Origin of the sequence: Nostoc sp. DedSLP04 (assembly GCF_034530775.1) — a bacterium.
Lineage (GTDB): Bacteria > Cyanobacteriota > Cyanobacteriia > Cyanobacteriales > Nostocaceae > Nostoc.
This window is the reverse complement of sequence record NZ_JAVRCL010000085.1, coordinates 1-26668: the sequence shown is the minus strand read 5'-3', so window position 1 is coordinate 26668 and position 26668 is coordinate 1. Positions and strand designations below refer to the sequence as shown.

At 42.3% G+C, this 26668-nt stretch carries 20 protein-coding genes and 2 pseudogenes; 10 read left to right on the top strand and 12 right to left on the bottom strand.

Annotated elements, in window-relative coordinates:
• Positions 1-235: 235 nt before the first annotated feature.
• Complete coding sequence (gene egtC / locus RMX89_RS31480) at positions 236-1048, bottom strand: ergothioneine biosynthesis protein EgtC (protein ID WP_322671202.1); 813 nt, start codon at positions 1046-1048, stop codon at positions 236-238.
• A gap of 264 nt (positions 1049-1312) precedes the next feature.
• Here egtC and RMX89_RS31475 point away from each other — a divergent pair, with 264 nt between their 5' ends.
• Positions 1313-1915 carry a hypothetical protein gene (locus tag RMX89_RS31475; protein ID WP_322691708.1) on the top strand — a complete coding sequence of 201 codons (603 nt, stop codon included), beginning with the start codon at positions 1313-1315 and terminating at the stop codon, positions 1913-1915.
• Positions 1916-2027: 112 nt separating this feature from the next.
• On the opposite strand, the gene RMX89_RS31470 is transcribed toward RMX89_RS31475, so the two are convergent.
• Both RMX89_RS31470 and RMX89_RS31465 read right to left on the bottom strand, forming a co-directional pair.
• Positions 2028-3359, bottom strand: a complete 1332-nt coding sequence (locus RMX89_RS31470) for a serpin family protein (protein WP_322691707.1) — start codon at positions 3357-3359, stop codon at positions 2028-2030.
• A gap of 398 nt (positions 3360-3757) precedes the next feature.
• Positions 3758-5353, bottom strand: a complete 1596-nt coding sequence (locus RMX89_RS31465) for a S8 family serine peptidase (RefSeq protein ID WP_322691706.1) — start codon at positions 5351-5353, stop codon at positions 3758-3760.
• A 266-nt stretch (positions 5354-5619) separates the two neighbouring features.
• Here RMX89_RS31465 and rpe point away from each other — a divergent pair, with 266 nt between their 5' ends.
• Positions 5620-6327 carry a ribulose-phosphate 3-epimerase gene (gene rpe / locus RMX89_RS31460; protein WP_322691705.1) on the top strand — a complete coding sequence of 236 codons (708 nt, stop codon included), beginning with the start codon at positions 5620-5622 and terminating at the stop codon, positions 6325-6327.
• A gap of 996 nt (positions 6328-7323) precedes the next feature.
• On the opposite strand, the gene RMX89_RS31455 is transcribed toward rpe, so the two are convergent.
• From RMX89_RS31455 to RMX89_RS31450, 3 genes and pseudogenes are all read right to left on the bottom strand, one after another.
• Positions 7324-7674 (bottom strand): HetP family heterocyst commitment protein, encoded by a 351-nt coding sequence (locus tag RMX89_RS31455; protein WP_322691704.1) that lies wholly within the window; start codon positions 7672-7674, stop codon positions 7324-7326.
• Between the two features lie 1217 nt (positions 7675-8891).
• A pseudogene (locus RMX89_RS34635) lies at positions 8892-9062 on the bottom strand (cysteine peptidase family C39 domain-containing protein); the annotation flags it as partial.
• 652 nt (positions 9063-9714) lie between these two features.
• Positions 9715-12123, bottom strand: coding sequence for a GH116 family glycosyl hydrolase (locus RMX89_RS31450; protein ID WP_322691703.1), 2409 nt, complete (start codon positions 12121-12123; stop codon positions 9715-9717).
• 341 nt (positions 12124-12464) lie between these two features.
• On the opposite strand from RMX89_RS31450, the gene RMX89_RS31445 reads away from it, so the two are divergent.
• From RMX89_RS31445 to RMX89_RS31415, 8 genes and pseudogenes are all read left to right on the top strand, one after another.
• On the top strand, positions 12465-15656 hold the full coding sequence (locus RMX89_RS31445) for a WD40 repeat domain-containing protein (RefSeq protein WP_322691702.1): 3192 nt from the start codon (positions 12465-12467) through the stop codon (positions 15654-15656).
• Positions 15657-15954: 298 nt separating this feature from the next.
• Positions 15955-16338: pseudogene (locus tag RMX89_RS31440) on the top strand (hypothetical protein); the annotation flags it as partial.
• 12 nt (positions 16339-16350) lie between these two features.
• The gene (locus tag RMX89_RS34630; protein ID WP_416212016.1) at positions 16351-17817 is read left to right on the top strand and encodes a hypothetical protein; all 1467 of its coding nucleotides are present in this window, start codon (positions 16351-16353) and stop codon (positions 17815-17817) included.
• An 18-nt stretch (positions 17818-17835) separates the two neighbouring features.
• Positions 17836-19860, top strand: coding sequence for a WD40 repeat domain-containing protein (locus tag RMX89_RS31435; protein WP_322691701.1), 2025 nt, complete (start codon positions 17836-17838; stop codon positions 19858-19860).
• A gap of 46 nt (positions 19861-19906) precedes the next feature.
• Positions 19907-20068, top strand: a complete 162-nt coding sequence (locus RMX89_RS31430) for a hypothetical protein (RefSeq protein ID WP_322691700.1) — start codon at positions 19907-19909, stop codon at positions 20066-20068.
• A gap of 168 nt (positions 20069-20236) precedes the next feature.
• Positions 20237-20641 (top strand): DUF4112 domain-containing protein, encoded by a 405-nt coding sequence (locus tag RMX89_RS31425; protein ID WP_289799845.1) that lies wholly within the window; start codon positions 20237-20239, stop codon positions 20639-20641.
• A 39-nt stretch (positions 20642-20680) separates the two neighbouring features.
• Positions 20681-20902 carry a hypothetical protein gene (locus RMX89_RS31420; RefSeq protein ID WP_322691699.1) on the top strand — a complete coding sequence of 74 codons (222 nt, stop codon included), beginning with the start codon at positions 20681-20683 and terminating at the stop codon, positions 20900-20902.
• Positions 20903-21011: 109 nt separating this feature from the next.
• Positions 21012-22217 carry a glutathione S-transferase family protein gene (locus RMX89_RS31415; RefSeq protein ID WP_322691698.1) on the top strand — a complete coding sequence of 402 codons (1206 nt, stop codon included), beginning with the start codon at positions 21012-21014 and terminating at the stop codon, positions 22215-22217.
• Positions 22218-22221: 4 nt separating this feature from the next.
• Here RMX89_RS31415 and mtnB read toward each other — a convergent pair whose 3' ends face one another.
• From mtnB to RMX89_RS31385, 6 genes are all read right to left on the bottom strand, one after another.
• Positions 22222-22857 carry a methylthioribulose 1-phosphate dehydratase gene (mtnB, locus tag RMX89_RS31410; protein WP_322691697.1) on the bottom strand — a complete coding sequence of 212 codons (636 nt, stop codon included), beginning with the start codon at positions 22855-22857 and terminating at the stop codon, positions 22222-22224.
• Positions 22848-23477 (bottom strand): HAD-IB family phosphatase, encoded by a 630-nt coding sequence (locus RMX89_RS31405; RefSeq protein ID WP_322691696.1) that lies wholly within the window; start codon positions 23475-23477, stop codon positions 22848-22850. The genes mtnB and RMX89_RS31405 overlap by 10 nt, the downstream gene beginning before the upstream one ends.
• 149 nt (positions 23478-23626) lie before the next feature.
• Complete coding sequence (locus RMX89_RS31400; RefSeq protein ID WP_322691695.1) at positions 23627-24181, bottom strand: acireductone dioxygenase; 555 nt, start codon at positions 24179-24181, stop codon at positions 23627-23629.
• A gap of 175 nt (positions 24182-24356) precedes the next feature.
• The gene (gene cutA / locus RMX89_RS31395) at positions 24357-24671 is read right to left on the bottom strand and encodes a divalent-cation tolerance protein CutA (RefSeq protein ID WP_322691694.1); all 315 of its coding nucleotides are present in this window, start codon (positions 24669-24671) and stop codon (positions 24357-24359) included.
• A 492-nt stretch (positions 24672-25163) separates the two neighbouring features.
• Positions 25164-25646: an MFS transporter gene (locus tag RMX89_RS31390; protein ID WP_322691693.1), complete on the bottom strand. Its 483-nt coding sequence runs from the start codon at positions 25644-25646 to the stop codon at positions 25164-25166.
• Between the two features lie 132 nt (positions 25647-25778).
• Positions 25779-26609 carry an aliphatic sulfonate ABC transporter substrate-binding protein gene (locus RMX89_RS31385; RefSeq protein ID WP_322691692.1) on the bottom strand — a complete coding sequence of 277 codons (831 nt, stop codon included), beginning with the start codon at positions 26607-26609 and terminating at the stop codon, positions 25779-25781.
• Positions 26610-26668: the final 59 nt, after the last annotated feature.

Genomic DNA, 26668 nt, shown 5'->3' with positions numbered 1-26668 from the left:
AGGGGTTGGGGGTGGGGTTCTTTTATTATGGGTAATTTGGCGGACATGATATCATCGGTGACGCAACTCTACAAGACGCACTCGCGTCTAGCTCCCAAAAGAGTTGAAAGACGTATGTTGTCTCTCTGACTTGCCTCCAACTGTTGTCTTTTGGCACAAGCATTGCTGTTGCTTGTCTACCATCGCATCAACTTTAGAGAGAAAAACTCAATTTCCACAAAATCGCAATGCTTTTTTAAACCCCAATCGGAACAAATCTCTCCAACAGGCTAATTGTTGGTTGTAATGATTGGGCTTCAACAAATAGCGCACTTTGCTCACCAAAAGCAGTCCAATTTTGGTGATTGGATAAAGGCTCAGAAGCAACAATAACTTGGTTTGGCTGCTTGAGTTGATCGCAAGACCAATAAAGAGTAGGGGCTTGTGTGCGATAAGCATAGCGAATTGCTGCAACTGCTTGACCATCACTGACAATTACATTGGCACTAAAGCTGGTGTCGTGTTCTGATGCCAACTTAGTCAATTTTTGAACTGTTTTACTTAATGCTGACAACAGAGTGCTGTCTGGAGACGACTGCCATATTTCCATTAGTAGGGCGAAAATGTGTTCAGAGTCAGTCGTGCCCTTAATCAGGCGGTATGTGGAATCAGAAAGGCTCTCACGTATTGGTCTACAAAGAGTTTGTTGAAAGTTTGATATCTCGCCATTATGCACAAACAAAAGTTTCCCACTACGAAATGGCTGACAATTGCTAATGTCGAGCGATTCACCTGTCCCAGCTAATCGGACATAGCCTACAGTACAACTGGATTGTACATAGTTACTCAACTCTTCCAGATTCGGTTCGTTCCACAACGGGATAGTATTTCGGTAAATAAAAGGTTTACCCACTTCGTCGTACCAGCCTACACCTACTCCGTCTCCACAAACTACTCCTGATTTTAATTCCAAAGGACTGTAACTTTGTTTGTAGAGCGAATGCTCTTGTTTATACAGCAACTCATCTAAGAGGATGGCGTTACCAAGATAGCCAATTAATCTACACATAAAAAAACGATGTTGCTGAAAGAGTAAGAAAAATCAGTCACAAGTCCCGATAGAAATCGAACCTTTTAACTGGACAATTATTGCAAATCATTACTAATTTAACAATTATTGTTTATCTTGTGTATGTTTGATCTGTGACTTTAGTCATGGTTTTGTTATCTTGCTAAAGATATAGAACAGAAGCTAAAGTAATATTTATTCCTTACCTTTGTTTGAGCTTGATTTGTGAATTATCCGTTTGCATTCAAAGGATTTTAGAGAACTATGCCAATTAAAAAACACATTAATCTTAATCAAGGATGTTTCCTTAATCCTGCAAATAAACAGATAGTTGTTAATTTAGCTAGTAAAGATATTTTAAATTTGATCGTGCAAGAATTAAAAACTCGTTACTCTCCAGAAACTCAAAAAAACTTACTTGAGGAGAGTTCAAAGTTGTTACCTAGTTTTGTATTTCAAGAATTATTACAACGCCAACAGCAAGTAGTAGATATTAACCCAGATAGTTTAATTGTCGTTAGCTGTCAGATAACAGAGGCAGAAGTCGATGATTTGGGATTTAATTTAAATGTCGAAGTATATTTTGTAGTTGGAGATACAAAAGGTCAAAACCATTTTCGGGCTAATCAAATAGTCCTTTGGTCGAATATATGGGGTGATGAAGAACAGCCTTTTGATTTAGAAGATGAACTAGGCGAACAATTCTGGACAAGTTATCAAATTCAGTTGCTTTTTGATGAAAAAGAGCAGCAAACAATTGAACTGGAACTATCACAAATAGATGATTATGCCGCAAGGTTAGAATTTTCCCCATCACTAAAAATATTTTCACCATCGATAGTTCCTTTTACAGATAATGATTTATAAAAATTACTATCCGCATATACAATGAATGTAAATTAATTATTTATATTCACTGAAAATTTTATTTTTTGGAAGTTTTTTTTAAAATATGAAGTCTTCAATCCCTCCTACATCCTCATTGTGGTTCGATAATTGAACCCATAAACAAAATGTTTCCCGTCTGATTATCCCTGATGGCGCAGAAGAAGGGACGATCGACAATCATTCGGAATGGTTCTGGTTCTTGTCTTGCAGATGTTGCTACTATTCCCACTGAAGTAGCCGCGGCCGCTTCAGTGCCTTCTTCGTTTACTTCGACAAAAGTTTTATGCTTAACTTGGCTAATGGCAAAATTTTTACCCATGCCAGAAAAATTGGCCTTGTTGCTGAAAGCCTCCCCCATACCTAAAGTTTTTAAAGCATCATTGAGTGTAATCTCGTAATCTGTTTTGAAGCGGGGTAGGCGAATAAACCCTTTTTGATTGTTGAACTGAGTCATCCATTTTTCCCAGTTCTCAACATTCAAGTTTTGATAAAATGTTTTGAGGTTAGAATTCTTTTTGGGTAGGAATATATAAAAACTTATCTTACCATCTTTACCATAAGGTAAACTAACTGCCTGAAATTTTTCGCTTTCATAGTATTTATAATCACCCTCTTGTGACATCATTGGGTGTTGTTTTTGTCTGCTAGATGTGATGTAAAAAGGATATGGAGCAGTTTCTTTCTTGTCAAACTCGTTACTCCAATTACCTTTAAAATATATGGCATTAATCAGAAATAATACCTGATTTGGTTCAATTTTTTCAACTATTTTAGTGATTTTACCGTTAGTATTTTCTTTGACCCAATTATTGATAATGCTAGATGCGGCGGCATCTTGAAAGTTTAAATTGCTGACTTTGGCTTGATAGAAGTCCTGGGTTCTTTTGAGAAAGCCTGGTGCAAAGCTAACTTTTTGATTTGCCCAAAGTGAGTTAGCAATTTTCAATTGCACTTTCGTATCCGAATTGTCTAAAAGCTGTTTTAATACCGCCGCATAAGAAGAGTTGATTTCTGGTAGAGTCATCCCCTGTAATTCCAGGGTTTTTGCCATTGCTTGTTGAGTCGAGCCGCTAGCGCCGTTATAAGTCATAGCAAGAGCGATCGCAACACTCGAAGGTGAGATAAAAATATTTTTCTCACCCCGATCGTTTTTCAGAACTTCTGAAAATAGTTTGAAGCCAAACTTATTGCTAGACTCAACAATTTTTGTATCAATGTTGGCTGTTTTTTTTTGCAATGGAGTTTCTGGCTGAGGTAAACTAGATTGGGCAATGGCACTTTTATTACTATCGACTTGAGAACACCCTAATACACTGAATAGAACAACGCTTGCAGCTGCCAAAGCATAACGTCTGCCTAGACTAACACCGTAACGTCTTTGCAGGAAATTTTCTTTCGCATCACTCAATTTATGGCGATTCATTCTGCTACCTCACTTGCCAAAGATTCCCGATTTGTGCTCAGAGTTGACGCAGATCCTGTGTCAATGATTAACTATTGCATTTACTCCAATAGAAAAATGGGACTGTTACAGTTTTCGTAACAGCAAATTAGTAGCTTAGAGTAATTAAACACAACTTGTGGAGTTGCTAATTCTTGATTGAGACGGCTATACAGACGACTTATAAAAAATTTTTTTCTTAAAGAATTTTTATCTTTACGTATAAACGTATTGTAAGCTACGCGATCAAAAATAACCACTTCTGTGAGGTTTTTATAGATCGAATAACATTTCTCAGAGGCACGAAATCTCGTTCCCATGCTCTGTATAGGAACGAGAAAAACGCTGTAATTTTACACAGATATTTGTGCTAACTTATTTCAATTAATAGGTACACTCCACCAAGCTAAACTGTAGGGTTGAGTCGCTTCATTGAGCTTTTGACGAAATTGGACGCGGATTTTGTAATTGCCAGTAGCAGTAACGGGGCAGAAAATATGTTCTACACTATCAATTTGGCTGATTGAGGAGCAAACAGCACCAGCTTCCGAATTTTGAGCATCAGCTTTTACTAAGTATAGGTCGAGATTATTTAAGCCGCGATCGCGAAAATTTTCGCCCACATCATATTGCTGGTTTTTATTTTTATCATTGAGTTCTACCAATCGATCCCAAGTCAGGGTGACAGCAACAAAACTTCCCTGCTTTAACGGTTTTGCTAATATATAGTCAACAGATGCTCCAACATCAACTGTGCGATAATCCCAACCAATAGCCGGTACCGCAGCTGATGCTTGCCATTGACCAGCACTAAATTGCTGATAAGCGCGAAATACATTCAAATGACCCGCTCCCATTTGGGCATCCAAGGGAATCTTTGGATCTTTATAAGCATCAGAATCTAGCCAGTTTTGATTTTGCTTATCAATTAGCGTCCGAGTCATTCCCAACCTTAAGCCATCGCCGCTATCTAGAAGTTTGTCTGCTGAATTCAGCAATACAGCTTTCATCACTTGATGACGCCGAGAATCAATGCTCCAGTGGGGTTGTTTTGTCCGCATCTGTCGGTCTGCAAGTTCCTGCAACAGAGCAACGGTAGCTGTAACTTGAGGCGCGGCAAAACTAGTACCTGTAACCTTGTTCAATTTGCCATCTGGATTGAGCAAAGGAATATTATTACCAGGAGCAACTAAACTGATAGCGCGACGCCCATCAAGGTCAAATTCCTTTCCAGCTAGTCTTTGATTCACCCCTTGGTTAACACCCGCCAGATTAGCCACGTCTACTTTGTTAAAAACTCCCCCTCGGCGGGATGAAAAAGCCACGTTGATTGCATTAAAATTATCTGTAGGAATAGGAATGCCGCCTTTGCCCTGGTTGCCTGCGATCGCATACAAAACATCATGAGCGCGACTAGACCAGTCAACACATAAAGTTAATAAAGCATTGCCGTCTAAAGTAGCTTCCGGTCGAGGATCGCGGCTTAGAGGTTCCCCAAAGCTAAAGTTAATCGCACGGACATCGCCACCATTTTGCAGCGCTATGTGCTGTGCCGATAAACACTCTTCTGGCTGACCCATGTTTTTAGTGGAACCCACTGCTGATGAATACAATCGCGCTCCCGGCGCAACTCCTGGCAAAGCTTTATCTTGACTCACCATCACACCAGCGACATTGTAGGCGTGGGGGTCAACACCAGTATTAGACTTAGCTGGGCCATTGCGTAAGAAAACCGCTGCTAAAGATATGGCACGATTTTTAGACACCGCCTTATCCCACCCAAACATTCCCGGCCGACCAATTTCCACTTGACCAATAGCAATTTTGCGACCGATTAAATTATAAGGAGCTTGGTGTAGCTTCAAAGCATCAATACCGTTAGTTCCCAAAGCAGACTCTAAAGCCGAAGCAATTACCGGCGCACTCAGACAAGAAGCAGTTAATCCCCAAATTATCCAGGTTAGTTTTTTAGTCATTTGTTATTTGTCATTAGTCATTGGTCATTAGTCATTTGTCATTTGTCATTGGTCATTTGTCATTGGTCATTTGTCATTTGTCAATAATTCTTCTTCCCCTGCTCCAACTCATTACTCATTACTCATTACTCATTACTCCCCTGCCCCCCTGCCCCTCTGCTCCCCTACCTCCCCACTCCTCAAAAAGACCGGGATCAAACTTATGAGTCTTGCTCAATGCTTTGTTACAATGCTTACAGACGAGGACGCTTAAAAACCCACTAGCCATGACCCAAAACCTATCTCAAAAGCCCATTGTAATTTCTCCATCTATCCTATCAGCCGATTTTAGCCGTCTGGGTGACGAAATTCGCGCCGTAGACGCAGCCGGAGCAGATTGGATTCATGTTGATGTAATGGACGGTCGTTTTGTACCTAATATTACGATAGGCCCTCTGATTGTGGAGGCGATTCGTCCGGTTACAACTAAGCCTCTGGATGTCCATTTGATGATTGTGGAGCCAGAAAAGTATGTAGAAGGATTTGCTAAAGCGGGTGCCGATATTATCTCCGTACACTGCGAACATAATGCTTCTCCACATCTGCACCGCACCTTGGGGCAAATTAAAGAGCTTGGTAAAAAAGCTGGTGTTGTACTTAATCCTGGTACTCCTCTAGAGCTAATTGAATATGTTCTAGAATTGTGCGATTTAGTACTAATTATGAGCGTCAACCCTGGTTTTGGTGGTCAAAGCTTTATCCCTGGTGTGTTACCCAAAATCCGCAAGCTACGCCAAATGTGTGATGAACGTGGTCTCGATCCGTGGATTGAAGTGGATGGGGGGCTGAAGGCAAATAATACCTGGCAAGTTTTGGAAGCGGGAGCCAATGCGATCGTCGCTGGTTCAGCTGTGTTTAATGCTAAAGATTATGCTGAGGCTATTACAGCAATTCGCAACAGCAAGAGTCCTACTCCAGAATTAGCTAAGGTTTAATTCCTTTTTGAATTAACCAATTATTAAATATGGAAGTGAAAAGGAATGTAGAGACGTAGCGGTACTACGTCTCTACAAGGGTTCGAGATTAATTTCACCAGATATCTATTATTCACAAAAAATAAGGTGGGCAAATTGCCTACCTTGTTTCTTTTTATATACAGATAAAAAACTGGAAGCTATTCAAGTTTTGAACTTCCAGTAGTGTTATATAAATTGAAAGTTTAGAAACTAAAGATAATCCCGGTTGGGAGGACTAGGATTACAATAGCCGAAAGAGAAGCGTATAAGCTACTAGTTCTATCAGCCAAGGACAACAATTTCACCGTAACTTTTCTATTTCCGTTCCTGGAATTGATGTTAAGCGTTTGCTTTATTAACTAAAGCAACACCAATCACAGGATAGAAAGTTTTATGAGCATTACTCGCACCGTCTGCAGTCAGTGAAAGCTGTGTAAAATTTGGCTTGGGGGAATCCACCTCCCCAAATTCTCTTTGCTCAGACTTCCTCAGAAAAAGAACCACCAGTAGTAACAGTTGGATTATTGGTCTTGGTCATGGAGTAAATAACTCCATGAAATGCTGACTACTTTTGTAATCAGTTTGATTTATTTCATAGTTAGAACTAATCGTTGATTTTATTTTTTAAATTAACTTGCTTGCCAAATCACCTCTATTTTGGTTGAAGTTGTAGTTGTTATTAGTTTACCAATATCATTAGTATATATTTGCCATTTTGGCAGATTTTTGCTAAATTAATGAAATTAATGACTGCGATAGAAAACCTGCTATGCTATAAAATTTAAATTAGCATCGCAGGCTTTCAGATAATCAATCAACTTTAGAGCAGAATCTTTTGATTCCAAATACTTTTTAATTGAATCCACAGGATTTCAAGGAAACGTCTTGAACATTTTCTGGTTTTAATGGCGATGTGCTTGATTGATGTTCGTTAATTTGCTATGTCAATCTCTGGTCTAAACTCCCACCAAGGATTTATGCTTTTTGCTTTCTAGCTACTTCTAGATAAGCTAGGTCTTTAATTTTGCTTAAGCAGCTTGATGACACATTATTCTCAGACCGAGAATCATGAGCGTGTTTCAGCATTTTTAGATTTTCAGTTTGCTGTTGTTTTGTCCTATCGGCTTGAGAATTCTCTTTGAGCAATCGATTGTAGGTGCGATATGGAATGTAATGGAGAGGATTATAACCACCAAATCGCAGCATTAAAACACATGCCCAGGAATACTTTCCAGCAAGAATTGCCTCAACTACTTTGTCAAATTGTTGAGCTTTTACTGTCTTATCTAAGTTACTACTAATACCAGCAATGTCTTGATTCATCATAGTTTTAGTTATCCTGGATGAAGTAAACTATTTTCTTTTTTTGCGATTGTTGGTGTTTCAATTGAGGCGTACAGAGTGCACTAGCCTTTTTGAAAAGGTTGAATTGCTTGTGGCAAATTATTAGCAATAGAGCGGTGTGAGATATTTACAAAAGATAAAAATCCATAAGTAAATGAATTTTCTTGGTTCACACGCTTATATTTCTTACTACTGTTGAATTAGGCAATTTCCGGGAAGTTTGCATATTTTTTTAGACTAACAGAAAAAATATATTTATCTTTGAGCGGTACTAGCACCATTCGTATTTATACTATTTTTTGTTGTTCATGTCATCTGCTAATTTAGTCTATTTATAGGTTAAATTTACTGAATGTATTCAGATACTTACTTGTGGATTGTGCAGCTTTTAGTTTTGTCCCCTTTGGTTAATTTTTGAGGGGTGTTACCCCTCACCCGATATTATTTTAAAACCTTTATTATTATCGAGTCACTAGAAAATAGTACCATTAACTAAAATGTAAAACAACTCGATAAAAATATTAGTAAATCGGTTATAAAACCATTGCCAGCCATAGGATTGAACCTATTATTTAAATAAGTTCAATTGGATAATAATACTTATTAACCTGGTCTTGATTGGTTTGCAAAAGCTATAGCTTTAGCGGATCTCAAGAAAATTGCTGTAAACCGAGCGTGAATATTTCATCATGCTTGGATAGTCATCTTAAAATAGCCCAGACTTCAAATAGAAGTTTTGGCTAATAATATATATATATAATTCTAATGTTCGTTAGCGGAGTTAATAAAAACATCCGCAAATGGATACTTTTATTAAAAAATTAGTGGTCTAATTTTGTACAATATTAGAGAATTGGAGAATAGAGATAAAGCTAATTAACAAAGAATATTATGAAGTTGATTTAGCAGTGATTTCTCTAATGTCTCAATATCTATAGAAATCCGTTTTAATTCCGAGAAATTATTTGCGTAGGCAGAGAACAGGGAACAGGGAAGTTTTTGCAAAAATTAAATGCGAGTCCTATAGCAAATTTAAAAAATTGAGATTACAAATGTAGTAACAATTGGGCTAAATGGCGTACAAGATCAAAAATCAATATGCGATCGCCTTTATCTCTCCAGACAACTACACAATGAATTACTTGACAATGAGCTATCTAGGGGTTATAATATGAGTCCAGCTTACTTAAAACTAGTCCTCACTGATAACGCTTCACATTCTGCAAGTTTGGGCTGCTTCTAATAAAGGCTGGTGAAATGCACCTGTAAAATTTACGTGGCGTTAAGTTACGTAAGCTGTAGGGGTTTAAGCGTATGCACCAGTGTTGGCTAATCATTGCCAAACACAAAGCGCCACAATCTGATGAACTTTGCTGTTGAGTAAACTAATAGGCACGTCATAATCTAGCTTTTGATTGTGAACGTAGTCTAGGAACTATCAGCAATATTTATTGCTAAAGCTAGTAATATTTGCATTTTTTGAAACATTAGTCTTAAATTCTCAATGCTTCAACTCTTACCATTACTGAAATTTTTCTTCGCTTCCGGAAACACTCGGAAAATAAAATCGCAAATCTAAATTTTGCTTTTCCAGATGAAGGCAGGTTAAATTTGGTAGGGACGCACATCTGTCATAGGTGTCAACTTAAGGTAGAAGTTATTTAAGAGTAAGGGTTCTATGCCCTCATCCCCTAACCCCTTCTCCCAATATGGGAGAAGGGGAACTAGAGAATTCGCTCCTCTCTTTCCCAATATGAGCGAGGGGCTGAGGGTTAGGACAAAACTTATACAGTCAGAAGATTTCAGCTTAAGTTGACGTGAGTTCGACAAGCCCTTTTTTGACCTCTCCCCCAACCCCTCTCCGATGCGGAGAGGGGAGCCAAAACCCTAATTTCTCGTTGCTTCTCCCTTTCCCACGGGGAAAAGGAGGTTGGGAGGGAGAGGTTCATCGAACTCACGTTAAGTTGACACCCATGACATCTACGTGTGTTGGATCAAAACGAGAATCGCTTTAATACTCAATCAATTAATAACTAAGTAAATTCCCCAAATCGCCATTGGCCGCAGGTAAGTGCTAGCGCGAAAAGTACCAGTTGCGGTGATAGCTTCTGGCGTGCGAAATTGCAGACCATTTTCATAAATTTGCTGCACCACAGCTTGCGTCAACCTCAACGCTTCATCTTTCATTCCCATCTGCACGAGAAAAGCCGCCAGTCCAAAGTTTATCCCCGTCCAAACTTCTAAGGGATGAGTAGCTTGGGGATTTTCTGGTGAACCATCACGACGAACACCATTAGCAGCACCAAACTCACCATTACAGAATTTCAAAAAGCAAGCGTCATAAACTGTTTTCAGGGCAGAGAGGGCGCGATCGCTTGGTACAATATCAGGTAAATCCAGCAGACGGGCGTAGAATTGTCCACACAATTGATCTGCCATTACCACATCGGAACCACTTTTACTATCTAGTCGGTAATATTCCCCATTCCAGAGTTTTTCTTGGTAAATAGGAAGAGATTGTTGTAACCAAATTTCATAAGTGGATTTTTGCGCTGCCAACTCCGTTGTGTTACCTGTCTGGTAAGTTAATAAAATATCGCTGATTGCGATCGCAGCTTCTAACGCCGCCAACCACAACCCACCACAATAGGCGCTAACACCTTGTAATCGCCAATCATCAAAAGTTTGGTCGGGTGCGCCAGAATTTTCAGGAATCCCATCGCCGTCGAGGTCAAAAGTTTTCAAGTAATCGAGGGTTTGAACGATCGCATTCCAGCAATCTGCTAAGAATTCTACATCGTCAGCACCCGTGAGCAGAAAATCACGGTATACTTGCAAGACAAAATCACTACCCAAATCTTTCCACAAATTGCAGTCTTGATAGCTGGTGTAATTGGTTTTCTCCCATACGTGTTCATTGGGTGCGCCTAAATCATGGGGTGTTGCACCTGTAACTTTGCGAACTGCAATCGGGCTTTCTGCCTTAATTGTCATGTAATAGCCAATTATCCGGGGAGTATCATCACCTTGAGGAATCGCCCGTGCAAATGCCCGAATCACCGACTTTTCTAATTCTGGAAACAGCATCAGCAGGGCAAAAGAGCCATACAACCGCACATCTAGACTTTCATACCAACGGTAATCTAGGCACTCTAGCACCGCAAACTGACCGATGGGGTTAAGTTCTGATGCCGCACTCCAGAGAGTACCGCCGCTGGTGAGATCGTAAAGCTCATTAAATAGAGCCATTTTAAACCAGTTGGGTAAATCTTCCCGGTCGAGAATCGGTTTTTGCCAACTTTGAATTTGCGATCGCCAGGTTTGGTATTCTTGTAACGCAGTCGATGCGATCGCCCAGGCGTTGTTGCCATTTTTACCAAAAAAATCTGTATATCTGCGGTAATAGTTGACTCCAGCCGCAAATTCTACGATTGGCAAATCCCAAGCGACGACAAAGGGAATTTCCAGAGTTTCGCCTGGTTGGAGAGTGAAACGGATTGCGATCGCAGCCCCTAATTGTGTATTCTCTGTTGCTGGAGTCGTATCAACATAATTGGGCAAAGAGCCATCTTTAGCAAAGCTTTGCCATACCTCATCACCCGTACCTTCAGGATTCCAGCGGCTATGATGAAATACTTCCACTTGGGGATGTTTCAGCGTCGCAATACACCAAGTTCCGTCACCTTCTTGCAAAGGTTCATTATTACCAACCCGACCTAAAACACAGCCAAATTGTTGTGTATTTTCAACTATTTGGTTGTAGTTTCCTTGACTTTCGCCCCAGCGCGGTTGGTATTCGTAAACTGGACTACCATCATCGCGTACCCGCACTTCGGGAGATTTTAGAGCATTTGTAAACCAGCCGACCACATTTTGCCAAGTGAGCATAATGCCCAGAGTAATCGGTGTATCTGTCGGGTTGTGGGCATTCCAGAGGAATATTGCCACAGGGTAGCTAGTTTCTTGGTAATTACCTGGCCAGACTGGGGAAAATTGTTCGCAAGTCAACTGTGCTTGAAATATATTTTTATATACAAACCAGCTACGTGGATATAGCGCGTGATAATCGCCCGTTCCCTCTGTGTTGGGAGGTGTCGGATACCATTGCCACGCTTTGAGAATGTCATCATCGGGCGCTTGCGTAGATAAAGCGTAGGTTTGGGAAGATGTGCTATTGGATTCAAACACACTGAACTGACAAGCGGGAACGTTTTTGAAGGTATGCTCACCGCCATCGATGTGCCACAAGTTAAAATCTCCCCGTGAAGAACGACCGATGCAACCTGCACCAAAGCCGCCTAAAGGCATACCATGCCAAGGGCCATCATCAATATTACTTGCATAGCGGACGGTATAAGGTTTATCCCAGCCTAAGCCGATGGGACGGCTCCAAGTGCAAGAGGGAATTTTTAGAGAGAGTTGATTTGTCATCGCCTAATGTTACAGCGTGCAGTTACGTCAATGAAGACTAGCGCGATGTGAGATTTTTCTCAAGGTAGTAGCACGGTATGCCCATTGGTGTCTACTTAAGCTGAAATTTTCTAACTGGTCGTAGCCCGCCCTTAGACATTGCTGCCGTAATTACTACTGAACTACAAGGTATAGAGCTTATCCCAGTCACTAAGACTTTAATATTGTGCTTTTACTGCGTGTTACTCAACTGCTACTTGAACTTTAAATCTAGAGTTTTTAACTCTAATGGGTAAATAACTCGTTAATTTGGGTATTTTAAAGCACAGAGGTAATTTTCTCAATAGTTTTAATAAAACAAGATGACACAATACGCCCTTGTGGTTGAAATTGCTCAGAATGACAACAGTTTCGGCAGCCTGACTAAACCTATTGATGATGCAGAGGCTGTGGTTAACACAGAAAAATTTTTGCTGGTGGTAGATGAGTTTGAGAAAGTATTTACAGTTTGTATAGATAAGGAAGAACGGCAGAGATTTATTGAACTACTGACTGGGGTAGTAGAAATTCATGATTCGCGGTTAGCAGTTGTAATTACTATGCGAGGTGATTTTCTTCAATCCTGTTTAGATAATCCTTCTCTAACTCACCTGATTCAAACCCCAGTAGTTGTGATACCGCCTTTAACTGGAGTTGATTTCAAGGAGACAATCGCCAAACCTGCCCAGCTTCAGGTTCATAGTGTTGAAGAAGCAGGAGCATTAAAAATTCTCCAAAATCCTCAACAAGAACCAGGGAGTTTGCCATTGTTAGAGTTTGCCTTAACTAAACTCTGGGAGAAACGCGAGCAAAAGAAATATCAACTTACCCAAGAAGAGTATGAAAATTTGGGAGGATTAACTGCGGTGTTAAATCTCCATGCAGAAAATGTTTATCACTACCAAGATTATGAGAAAGAATATCCAACTCAAGAACGCACTCAGCAAGAAAAAGGATGGATTAAGCAGATTTTTCTGCGGTTAGTGGGAACGGGAGAGGGAGAAAAGGATACCCAACAGCGCCAACCCAAAGCCACATTATTAAATATTGCAGGTAATGATGCCAATCAACGGCAACAACTTAGTGAGTTGCTAGATGGTGAAACAGGATTGGTTAAGGGACGCTTATTAGTTTCTGAGAAAGATGAAAAAGGAGAAGTCTGGATTAATTTAGCCCATGAAGCTTTAATTGAAAGTTGGCAGCAGTTTGCCCAGTGGCGACAACAAGACCGAGACTTGCGACCGTTGAGCGAGTCATTAGAAAATACCCGACGGGAATGGTTGAACGAAAGGCCGGATGACAAATATTTAATCCAAAAGGGATTGCTGGCCCAAGTGAAGGATACCTGGCAACAGTTGCAGCCCGATTTGCAATCACTCCAACAAGATGAGGATTTTTACCAGCGTAGCGATGCCGACGACAAAGACCGGATTGCGGAGATGGAAAGAGCGCTTACTGAATCCCAGTTGCGAGAAAAAGCGGCTAGAGTAGACGATTTATTGCCCTTACAACCTCTAGATAGTCTAGTTTTGGCAATTCAAGCTATGGGGGAAAATCAAGAGAAACTACCCCAGCAGATTCTTGCATCAGTTCAGAACAGTTTGAATCGGGTAGTGAATAAAGCAAGAGTCTCGATTCCGTTTTGTGGTCATGAAGGTAATGTCTCTTCTGTGGCTATTAGCGCCGATGGGCAGACGATTGTCAGTGGCGGTGCTGACGGCATTGTGCGGTTGTGGAATTACCAAGGTCTTCCCTTAGCTGAACCTTTGCGCGGTCATAGGGGTAATGTTAATTCTGTCGCCATCAGTGCCGATGGGCAGACGATTGTCAGTGGCGGTATTGATGGCACTGTGCAGGTGTGGAATTACCAAGGTCTTCCCTTAGCTGAACCTTTGCGCGGTCATAGGGGTAATGTTAATTCTGTCGCCATCAGTGCCGATGGGCAGACGATTGTCAGTGGCGGTATTGATGGCACTGTGCAGGTGTGGAATTACCAAGGTCTTCCCTTAGCTGAACCTTTGCGCGGTCATAGGGGTAATGTTAATTCTGTCGCCATCAGTGCCGATGGGCAGACGATTGTCAGTGGCGGTGCTGACGGCACTGTACGGTTGTATAACCGCCAAGGCCTTCCCTTAGCTAAACCATTGCGTGGGGATAAAAATGATGTCTCTTCTGTGGCTATTAGTGCCGATGGGCAGACGATTGCCAGTGGTGGTGCCGACGGTATGGTGCGGTTGTGGAATTCCCAAGGTCTTCTCTTGGCTGAACCTTTGTATGGTCATGAGGGTAATGTGAGGTCTGTAGCCATTAGCGCCAATGGACAGACGATTGTCAGTGGCGGTGCTGATGGTACGGTGCGGTTGTGGAATCGCCAAGGTCTTTCCTTAGCTGAACCTTTGCGCGGTCATGAGGGTAATCTGAGGTCTGTAACCATCAGCACCGATGGGCAGACGATTGTCAGTGGCGGTGCTGATGGTACGGTGCGGTTGTGGAATCGCCAAGGTCTTTCCTTAGCTGAACCTTTGCGCGGTCATGAAGGCAATGTTAGGTCTGTTGCTATCAGCACTAATGGTCAGACAATTGTTAGTGGTAGTACTGACGGCACGGTGCGGTTTTGGAACCACCAAGGTCTTCCCTCAGCGAAACCTTTGCGCGGTCATAAGGGTTGGGTTTATTCTATCGCTATCAGTACCGATGGTCAGACGATTGTCAGTGGTGGTACTGACGGCATGGTGCGGTTGTGGAACCACCAAGGTCTTGCCTTAACTGAACCTTTGCGCGGTCATCAGGGTTGGGTCTATTCTGTCGCTATCAGTACCGATGGGCAGACGATTGTCAGTGGTGGTAGTGACGGTACGGTGCGTTTGTGGAACCTGCAAGGTCTTGCCTTAGCTGAACCTTTGCACGGCCATCAGGGTTACGTTAATTCTGTCGCCATCAGTGCCGATGGGCAGACGATTGTTAGTGGCGGTGATGACGGCACTGTGCGGTTGTGGAATCGTCAAGGTCTTGCCTTAGCTGAACCTTTACGTGGTCATGAGGGTTTTGTCAATTCTGTGGCCATTAGCGCTGATGGGCAAACGATTGTTAGTGGCGGAACTGATGGCACTGTGCGGTTGTGGAATCTGCAAGGTCTGCCCTTGGCTGAACCTTTGCGCGGTCATAAAGGTTGGGTTTATTCTGTCGCCATTAGCGCCGATGGGCAAACGATTGTTAGTGGCGGTGATGACGGCACTGTGCGGTTGTGGAACCTGCAAGGTCTTCTTTTGGCTGAACCTTTACGCGGTCATGAGGGCTGGGTTTATTCTGTCGCCATTAGCGCCGATGGGCAGACGATTGTTAGCGGCGCTGAAGATGGGACTGTACGGTTGTGGCGCGGTGACTGGCGTGCATGGTTGCAAGTTTGTTGTGACAGGTTACGTTACCATCCCGTCTTCACCAATCCGCAAACAGAGGAAGCAAAAGCCGCTTGTGAAACCTGCCAAAAATATGTTTGGAGCAAAGTCAGCGGGTAAAAACACGGCATTGCTGTGCCTCTCAGAAGGTCTGCACTCGACTCAATTGCAAACGGCTATCAAGGCAGTAGTAACACATCTTTGGGTAAAGACGCGATTCATCGCGTCTCTACAAGTGGTCTATTTGTCGCATTCTTTTTTCAAATTGGTATAAATTATGGTGAGCGAAAGGCTTAGGCGTAACCCGCACTTTGACAACGCTCACCTTTTGACCTTGGAATTTTTATTGGTGTTATTGAAATTTAGTTTGTATATGTGGGCACTCTAAAATTAAGCAACATACTGGAGACTAATTTCTATGTCCACAGCCCCAATTAGTGCAACACTAGCGCAATCAGATAGAGATGCTGTGTTGCAAGCGATCGCCACAATAAAAGACAAATTACCATTTTTGATTGATTTAAGTAACGAGGAACGAAAAGCTTTACCCAAAATGGGAGATAAAAGCCGCGCCTTTGTCAGTAAAGCATTGGAGGTGGCGACACAGAACCCAGAGTTTTTGCCGCGATCGTTTGACCTTAATGAGATGCGGAAAGACGTACAATTATTTGAAGCTTTGTATCCAGTACTGCTGTCTTTGTCGCAATTACAAGAGTTGCTAGATGATACATCTATAGCAGTGGGAAGTGAAGCTTATGCAGCCGCGTTGCAAGTGTATAACTATGCCAAAGCTAGTGGACAAGAACCAATCCGCATGGGTTGGGGGCGTTCCATTACTTTAATTACCCACAAAAATCAAACACAAGCTCAAACCTTTGAGGTAAAGGAAGAATGTCCTTACCAAGGTTTAAAAGCCTTTGAAGCGGAACAAAAACAGTTTTTCTTTGGGCGCAAGCAGGTTGTGAGGAAGATTCTGGGGAAATTGGCACAAAATCCCTTTGTTCCGATTCTTGGCGCTTCCGGGAGTGGAAAATCTTCTGTAGTTCAGGCGGGTTTGATTCCAGAATTAGATGATAGTGTCTGGCAAATTTTACCGCCAATCAAGCCAGGATTTCAGCCTTTGCAGGAATTGAGAGGAGTTCTGAAAGCATTTTTTCCAGGGGCGAGAAAAGAAAAATTGCTTTGGGAGTTGATTACTCAAGAACCGAATCCTTTACCTGTAATTCTGGAGCATCTCACAGGTGCAGAAAAATTTTTATTGGTAGTAGATCAGTTTGAGGAATTATTTACTGTCTCGGTTGCTGAACAAAAACAGAGATTTATTGAATTGCTGACTCAGGTAGTAGAGATGACCGATTCGCGGTTGGCGGTTGTGATTACCATGCGATCGGATTTTCTGGAATCATGTTCAGATTATCCGTCTTTAAATAAATTAATTGAAAATCAGCTTGTTTTGATGCCGCGGATCGCAGGAGTTGATTTAAAAGAGACAATAACTGAACCTGCTAAACTTCAAGGTCATAGTGTTGAAGAAGGACTATTACTGAAAATTTTAGAAGATGTTGGTAAAGAACCGGGATACTTGCCGTTGATGGAGTTTGCTTTAACTAGACTCTGGGAAAAACGCAACCAACAAAAGCATCAACTCACCTTAGAACAGTATGAAAACTTCCAAGGATTGACAGGGGCGCTGAATTTTCATGCAGAAAATGTTTATCTTTACGCAGATTATCAGCAGGATTCCCCGACTCATGAACGAAATGAACAAGAGAAAGACTGGATTAAGCAAATTTTCCTGCGATTAGTGCGAACGGGAGAGGGAGAAAAGGATACCCGACAGCGCCAACTAAAAGTTGAACTGTTAGCCATTGCTGGTAATGACCAAGAACAGCAGCAAGCATTAAGTGAATTGCTAGATGAGGGATTAGTGAAAGGACGTTTGCTGGTAGCTGGGAAAGATGAACAAGGAAAAGCGTGGATTGATTTAGCCCATGAAGCCTTAATTGAGGGTTGGGAGAGGTTTGCCCAATGGCGACAACAAGACCGAGATTTGCGGCGGTTGAGCGATCGGTTTGCAGATGCTTTACGCGAGTGGGTGAACAAAGGGGAGAATGAAAAATACTTAATGCAGGGGGGATTATTGGCAGAGGTGCGGGAAAATTGGGAAAAGCTACAGTTTTTATCATCACCTCAAGCCAAAAATTTTTATCAACGCAGTGATGCTTATGAAAAAGACCGAATCAATATTTTAGAACGGGCACTCACTCAAGCTACTTTGTGAGAAAAAGCTACAAGGGTATTGAATTTACTACCTTTCAAACCATTAGATGGCCTAGTTTTGGCGATTCAGGCAATAGGTGAAAATCTTGACAAGATGCCAGATCAGATTCTCACCCCAGTTCAGAACAGCTTGCATAGAGTGATGGAAACAGTTAGAGTATCCATTCCCTTCCTGGGACATGAAGGTACTGTCAATTCAGTTGCTATTAGCCCGGATGGTCAAATGATTGTCAGTGGCAGTCTTGACGGAACAGTACGCTTATGGGATGTACTAGGCAATCCTATCAGTCAACCCTTTCAAGGGCATGAAGACTCCGTATATTCAGTTGCTATTAGCCCGGATGGTCAAATAATTGTCAGTGGCAGTCGGGACAAGACGGTGCGTTTGTGGGACATCCAGGGCAATCCTATCGGTCAACCCTTTTATGGGCATGAAGCTTATGTTACTGCCGTCTCTTTTAGTGCCGATAGTCAAATGATAGCCAGCGGCAGTTGGGACAAGACAGTGCGGCTATGGAATCTAATAGGCCAACCTATCGGTCAACCCTTTTATGGTCATGAAGATGTTATCTTTTCAGTTGTTTTTAGCACCAACGGTCAAATGATAGCCAGTGGCAGTTGGGACAAGACGGTGCGTTTGTGGGATATCCAAGGTCACCCTATAGGTAAACCATTTTGGGGACATGAGCATGAAGTCTATTCAGTTGCCTTTAATCACGATGGACAGAAAATTGTTAGTGGCAGTCGTGACCGAACACTGCGGTTATGGGATTTAGCGGGTAGCCTCATTGGTCAACCGCTTAGTGGACATGAAAATTCTGTCTTATCAGTGGCCTTTAGTCCTGATGGGCAAAAGATAGTTAGTGGCAGTAGCGACAACACAGTTCGGTTGTGGGATTTAATGGGCAACCCCATCGGTCAACCGTTTAGGGAGCATAAAAATGTTGTCTGGTCAGTGGCCTTTAGTCCTGATGGGCAAAAGATAGTTAGTGGCAGTCGTGACCAAACAGTGCGGTTGTGGGATTTAACGAGCAATCCGCTTACTTATCCCTTCAAGGGGCATGAAAGTTCAGTCAATTCAGTGGCCTTTAGTCCTGATGGGCAAAAGATAGTCAGCGGCAGCAGTGACGGTATAGTGCGTTTGTGGGATATCCAGGGCAAACCTATTGGTGAACCTTTTCAGGGGCATGAGTATTCTGTGCGGTCAGTCGCTATTAGCCCCGATGGGCAAAAGATAGTCACTGGCAGTGATGACGGGACAGTAAGGTTATGGGATATGCAGGGTCACTCCATCGCTCAACCCTTGCGTGGTCATGAGAATGTTATCTTTTCAGTCGCTATTAGCCCCGATGGGCAAAAGATAGTTACTGGCAGTGATGACGGGACAGTAAGGTTATGGGATATGCAGGGTCACTCCATCGCTCAACTTTTACGGGTAGATGAAGCTGAACTGACCGCCATTGCCTTTAGTCCTAATGGGCAAAAGATCGGTACTGGCAGTCGTGAAGGGAAAGTGGAGTTATGGGATATCAAGGGTAACCTGCTCAGTCACTCCTTACAGGATCACGAAGGTTCTGTCACCGCCATTGCTTTTAGTCCCGATGGGCAAAAGATAGTTAGTGGCAGTATTGACAACACAGTGCGGTTATGGGACTTAGCAGGTAACCCCATCAGTCAACCATTTTGGGGGCACGAGAATTATGTTTGGTCAGTCGCCTTTAGTCCTGATGGGCAGATAATTGTTAGTGGTAGCGACGATAACACATTGCAGTTATGGGATTTAGCAGGTAACCCCATTGGTCAACCGTTTAGGGGACATGAAGATTCTGTCTGGTCAGTAGCTTTTAGCCCCAATGGGCAAAAGATAGTTAGTGGCAGCGATGATGGAACAATAAGGTTATGGCGAGGTGACTGGCGTGCATGGTTGCAAGTCTGTTGCGACAGGTTGCGTTACCATCCCATCTTCACCAATCCACAAACAGAGGAAGCAAAAGCTGCTTGCGAAGTCTGCCGTAAATATGTTTGGAGTAAAGTAAGCGGGTAAAAACACGGCATTGCCGTACCTCTAAGAAGGTCTGTACTCGATTCAATTGCAAACGGCTATCAAAGCAGTAAGTGTCGGTTTGCGCTGGCAGGAACTTGCTGTTTACCTGCACCTACGAATACACGAACACGCGATCGCCTTCCTAGATTTGCAATATATCTATGCATTGGTACGGGAGGTAAAGATGACTGGGCGGCAGAGATGTTAGAAAGTATGCAAACTAATGGAAAAAACGTCTTATATCATGTCTGGCTAATTAGTTATAATGCTTTTTTAGGCAGTATTCAGGATTTTTATTCATACTTGTTATTTCTAACGGTACAAGACAAAGAACTAAAAATGGTGCAATTTAAAAGTAGTGTAAATATGGTCAATTATGGACGCTGCCAAACGCCTTGCTACTCTAAATCGCATCCGCAAACTCAGCCGTCTGATGGATACATCAATACGTATCCCTTTGACAGGTTTTCGCATTGGCATAGACCCAATCATTGGTCTAGTTCCAGGTGCTGGTGATTTAATCAGTACAGCGTTTTCAGCTTACATTATATTTTTAGCTACTCAGTTTGGCATCCCGCGTCAAGACTTAGCCAAAATGATTTTTAATGTAGGTTTGGAAACAGTCGTTGGTACTGTGCCTTTAGTGGGTGATTTGTTTGATGCTTTCTATAAATCCAACATTCGGAATTTGGCAATTTTAGAGCAACATTTGACAGTAGTTGAACCAGAACTAAAAAAAGTGTCTGATGAACTTTACTCTCAAAAATTCAGCCAAATTTAAGTAGGAAAAGAGCGTAGTTTACGATCGCAGGCATCGCCATTGCACATTTACTATGTATTTTCTAGTACATTACTAGCCAGTTGTAGTGAAGCGATGACCGAGCGCTGTGGGGGGCTGCTGAGTTCGTCTACAGCGTTGGGTCAACAACTGGCGATTTGCGTCTGTTCTGTTGATATCTCATTTAAACGGCAATTCAGAGATAAGTTATGCCAAATTGCCAGAACCTTTGAACGTGGTATCGTCACTTCAACTTTTTCTTGAAGTGGAAAGAATTGATGCGCGAACCTATCGGTTAAATTAAGCCTTGGTGTAGTTGAAAATATTGTAGAGTATAGAATTGTCCTAAGTATTGCCCTACGCAACTCCCCCTATGACTACCGCACCCTTAAGCTGGGAAGAACTAGAAACCCTCACGGACTATCAAATAGATACCGTTAATGGTCTCACCAATGCTAGAGCCAGGTTGCGCTTGTTTGGTCAGCCGGAATCTGATGTGCGGGTAACGCTGTACCGCGATAACCACGCTTGGTGTCCTTACTGTCAAAAAGTTTGGTTATGGCTAGAGGAAAAACAGATCCCCTACCGCATCGAAAAAGTGACAATGTTCTGCTATGGGGAGAAAGAAAGTTGGTACAAACGTAAGGTACCATCAGGAATGCTCCCCGCGATCGAGCTAGATGGACGGATTATTAAGGAAAGCGATGACATTTTGATCGCTTTGGAAAAGGTTTTTGCTCCATTGAACCAAGGGATGGAAGACCATAGGGTGCTTCCTCTACGTCAATTAGAACGACTTTTATTTAGAGCCTGGTGCGTTTGGCTATGCTCTAAAGCAGGTTCGTCTCAACAAGAACAACGCAACCGAGAACAATTTATCGGAGTAGTGGCTAGGGTAGAGTCGGCTCTGGGTAGCACCCCAAGCCCTTACTTTCTAGATAGCTTCGGCATCGTCGATGTCATTTTTACGCCATATCTCGAACGGATGAATGCGAGCCTTTACTACTACAAAGGCTACTCACTGCGGGAGGAAAACCCTCGTTTGAGCGCATGGTTTGCCGCAATGGAAAGCCGACCGACCTACTGCGGTACCCAGAGTGACTTTCACACCCACGCACATGATTTGCCGCCCCAGATGGGGGGCTGTTGGGAAAACGGCGAAACTCAGATGCTTCTCAATAAAGCGCGGGTGGATAACGGCCCCTGGTTTGGGCTACCAGATGTTACTTATCCAGAGCCGGAAAACTCCCGTATGGAAGCTCTTAAACGAACAATCGAGCACCGGATCAATATTATCCGAGTCAACCCCTTAGATGATAAATTGTTCGATCGCGCGCTACGTTGTGCTTTAACACACATGATGACAGGGGAAGACTGCGTACCTCCATCGGGATCTGATGTGGCTCTGCGATATTTGCGCGATCGCATTAATGTACCACGAGATATGTCTATCTACGCAGCCAAGCGATTGAGGGAATCCCTGGAAAAAACCGCAGCCCTTGCGGGTGATGGGCAGCCAGCCCCCATTCCCATTAAGCATCGACGAGATCAAGACCCGTCTAACTTTGCCATCAAGTAGGATTTCAGATATTTATGCCTAACCGAATGGCAGCAACCATGTAGCGAAAGATGTAGTCTAATAACTCAATATAATTCCGAGCAGCTTCAAGAGAACAAGCCCAAACTGTCAAACCATGATCCCGAATTATGAATGCGGATATTTGCGGTGGAGTGACGGCAAAGCGTTGTTCAATATCACCAGCAATCTGGGCAACTTGAAAATGATTAGCAAAAATTGGCATTATACAACAGGAATTTTCTTGCCAAACTCCCAAACCTTTGAGCATTTCTAGGGGTGGTAAAAGTAAACTATCACCTTCAACCAAACGAGAAACCAAATTGCTCTCAATAGAATGTATATGATAACAAGCAAGTGATTCTGGAAACAGGCGGTAAACTAATTGATGAATAGCTGTTTCAGCTGAAGGTATCACCTGGGTGGCTGATGCTTCTATTTTGCCATCTGGAGCAATCAGAACGAAATCGTTGAGTAATAACTCACCCTTAGATTTACCACTAGCTGTAATCCAAAAACTACCATCAGCTAATTGAGCCGAGAGGTTGCCGGCAGTTCCTACCATCCAACCTTGTTGGTAAAAATACCGAGCAGTGGCAATTAGTTGCAAACGAGGATCTGGTAATGTTGGGTTTAACTCCATGATTTTGCTAAATAATCGCGGATTTGGAAAAAATCATTCCAAGGAATATAGGGTTTTTGGTGTTCATCTAAATATTCTGCTAACGGAGAGCGTGCAAAGACAACAGAAGCTTGCAATCCCATATTTAAGTCGGTAATGGAGTCACCAATCGCGATCTTTTCATCGGCTGGGTACCGATCCATAACTTGCACCTTAGCGATCAGTTCCGTATCTCCTTCGTATTCAGAATTTACTTTTAAATAAGCACTGCTAATATCGACATCTACAGCATAAATTTTCTCTATTCTATGCACTATCCTATCCAAAACAACCTCTACCATTCCCCGTAGTCCCCCAGAGATTACTATTAATGAAACTCCCTGAAACTCCAGAAAATCCAACAATTCTATAAACCCAGGACGTATCAATTGAGGTTTTGTAAATTCCAGAATTTCTGGATAACTTGCAGATGGAATTGATTGCAGAATTTCCTTGACTCCCTCTCGCAGTGTCAGCCTTTTTGCATACATTTCAGGCAGTAGTTTTGCAGAAAGTACTGGTGCAAACTTTCTCAGAACCGCGACAAAAGTTTCGTCAACTGTAATAGTGCCATCAAAGTCACAAAAAACAATCCGCTTCATACTAATTCGTAATTCGTAATTCGTAATTCGTAATGTTTGATAATTTGGAATTGAGCGAAGAAAGATAAAAGGCAGAAAATATATTTTTGCCCTCTGCGGAACGGGTTTAAAACCCCTAAATTTATTTATGTCAATTACTTTCTGCCTTCTCAACTCACTAGGGGTTGGCGGGTGCTAATTTCTCTGCCTGTATATTGGGGTATCCAACCTTCTGTGGTGATGAAATAGCGTACTGTTTTCACTCGCTTTGCTGGGGTGAGATAAAACCAATGTTCGGTTCCGGCTGGAATGTTGATATATTCTTCTGGTTGTACTGTCAGTTCTACTTGACTACCATCAGAACGTACAAAGCCAAAAATCGCTTCTCCATCAATGATGTAGCGGACTTCATCATCTGCATGGGTATGAATTTGGTCAAACTTTGCCATTGACTCATCAAGGTTAGGAATCCCTTGATGAAGGACAACCAAATCACGAGATTTATAGCCGGCTGTCTGTTGTAGTTGCTCAAAGTAACTATCTATTGCTTTGAGTACTTGTTCTTTTTCATCTTCGTTGAGACTATCTTGTGCCAACAAATGTTGGAGTTTGGGGTTATCTCCTACCGTCTGACGATTAATTTGAATATTCAGGGGGGCTAATTCTTGAGCAATGTGAATTAAATCGGTGTAGAGAGTTCCATTTTCTAGTTTGAGAACTGCCATTTTTGACCTCCAGTAAAATAGTTAGAATAAGCCTTTTGAGGTATAAGGAACTTCCAACTAAAAAAATATCCGATCGCTGTGTAAGTAGAGGAGAAAGCTTGCCGTGAGCGACTCGTGCCGAGCAAAACTGAGGTAAGCCAACGAGAGCAAGGGAAGAAATGGTATTAGGTAATTTCTATTGTGAGCGCGGTGAAACTTCTGCATTCAACCAATTGACAAAACCCTGATTAACTGCTGTCGGAGAAATTTCGGCGATAAAATTAGTATAAGTAATATGCTCATGAATAAGTTTTTCGATTTCTAAAGCATAACCATTTTGAGTTTTGATAATTAAAACAACTTCTGGTTCTTCAGTAATTTCTCCTTGCCAACTATAAGCACAAGTAATCGGGAACCAATTGACACAAACTGCTAACTTACGTTCTAGTAATGCCCGACCAATTTGACGCGCTTCATCTGTATTATTTAAAGTTACATAGTAGATTTTCATAAAAGTTTCCGAAATTGAGAAAGCCGTTATTGGAGCGGGAATTAAGCGAGAAAATTTCCATTTAATTGAGATTGATGCTGATTATAGAATGTGTCTATAATTACCACAACAGCAAATTGTTACAGAACAGATATGAAATCTGGGTTAATTCCTTTTTATATTACTGCTACTGTGGGGACAACCTCATCTCATGCCATAGATCCATTAACAGAAATAAATGCGATCGCTTGAGCGTAATAGTATCCCAGACCACTATTACCCCCTGTAATGATCGCCGTTTTACTAGCTTTAATTGGCATCATGTTCTTAGTTCCCCCTGCCCCCCTGCCTCTTATCAAGTACTTAGTCGCTCTATGGGCGATTTCCAGAAGGGTACTCATGCCCTAAAATGGGATGGGGTGTCATAAGTCATCGTGCCAAGGGTGACACACGATACTTTGAGTCCAGTTTTGCCATTAACATCACTGAATTTAAAGCGATGCCTTCGGGGGGCTACGCCAACGCATTACTCCAATCGGCGCGATCGTCTACGGTTTCGGTGACGATTGTATGGCGCACGGGCATATCTAATCCCTTGAGCAAACCATTGAGAACACTCAGTACCAATAGGATGGGAAACGTAATCCAATTCCTAAAGGTAAGAATTGTCAAAGCCAGGGAAACGCTAATTCCCAATATCTGCACTAGCATTAATAAGTCACGACGACTCCAGCGATCGGACAATACGCCGGAAAAGGGAATCACTAATAACGTCGGTAAAAATTGTACAAAGCCTGCAACTCCCAACAACCAAGCCGATTGAGTCAAATCATATACCAGCCAAGGAATAGTTAACTGCTGGGTCATAAATGTCCCAGACATTGATAGTAACTGTCCTCCAAAAAACAGGCGAAAATTACGCCAGCGAAAGGCTGGTAAATACTGGTAAATGATATTACTTACGCGATCGCCTAGTTGTCTGTTCCAAATTTTCATCAGGGGAGGTCTATATGTTAATCTAAATATTAGAATAACCAATATTTAGATTAACTAATTATAGAATAATTGCGTAGTTTACCGCCGCAGGCATCGCATCTAATTTTTTTAGTAAGCTTGCTGATTCAAAGGTTAAGCTTTATTCCTAACGGCATCCGGCGTAATCGCTGCATACTGCTGGGCAGTTAAGGTTGCTCCTTTAACATCGACTTGTTTTGGTACAACTTTCAGTTCATACAGAAGATCCGCAACCTTTTGTTGAGCGCTAATTACTTCCTCAGTAATTGGTCTCATGTCATATTTTCTTCTCGTCAGCGCCAACTCCATAGTATCGACATCAGTCTTGACCTTCGGTGCGAGGATTTCAGCAGCAGCCCGCCTGTTTTTGTTTGCCCACAGCCCAATCTCATAATACTCTGACAAAATTGCTTTCAAGAGGTCAGCGTTGTTAGTGGCAAAATCTCGTGAAGCTAAGTAATAACCTCCTGGCGTCTTAATTCCTTGGGCGTTTCGTAAGACTCGAATAGTGCCTTCCCGTTGCAGCTTGATCAGACTAGGATCGCTTTCTACAAAAGCATCAACCGTCTTGTTCAAAAACGCTGCTCTTCCATCTGCAATGGCTAGATTCACTGATTCAATATCACTGATTTTTAGCCCTACCTCTTCAAACGCTTTCACCACAAAAAAGGTCTGAGCCGTCCCTCTAGAATAAGCAACTTTTTTACCTTTAAGACCTGCCAATGTTTGGATTGGAGAATCCTTTAGCACAACAATTGCTGAACCTTCTCCAGTACCTGGCGGCGTATTAACTACATAAATCAAATTAGTACCAGCTGCCTGAGCAAAAATGGGTGGTGTTTCACCGGTTGGCCCCATGTCGATACTACCCACATTTAAGGCTTCTAAGAGTGGTGGCCCGGACACAAATTGAGACCAAGTAACACCTATTCCTTGAGGAGCCAAACGTTCTCAAAAACTGATGGTGGAATGGCACTCTATCAACTGGCGAAAGCTAGAGCGAA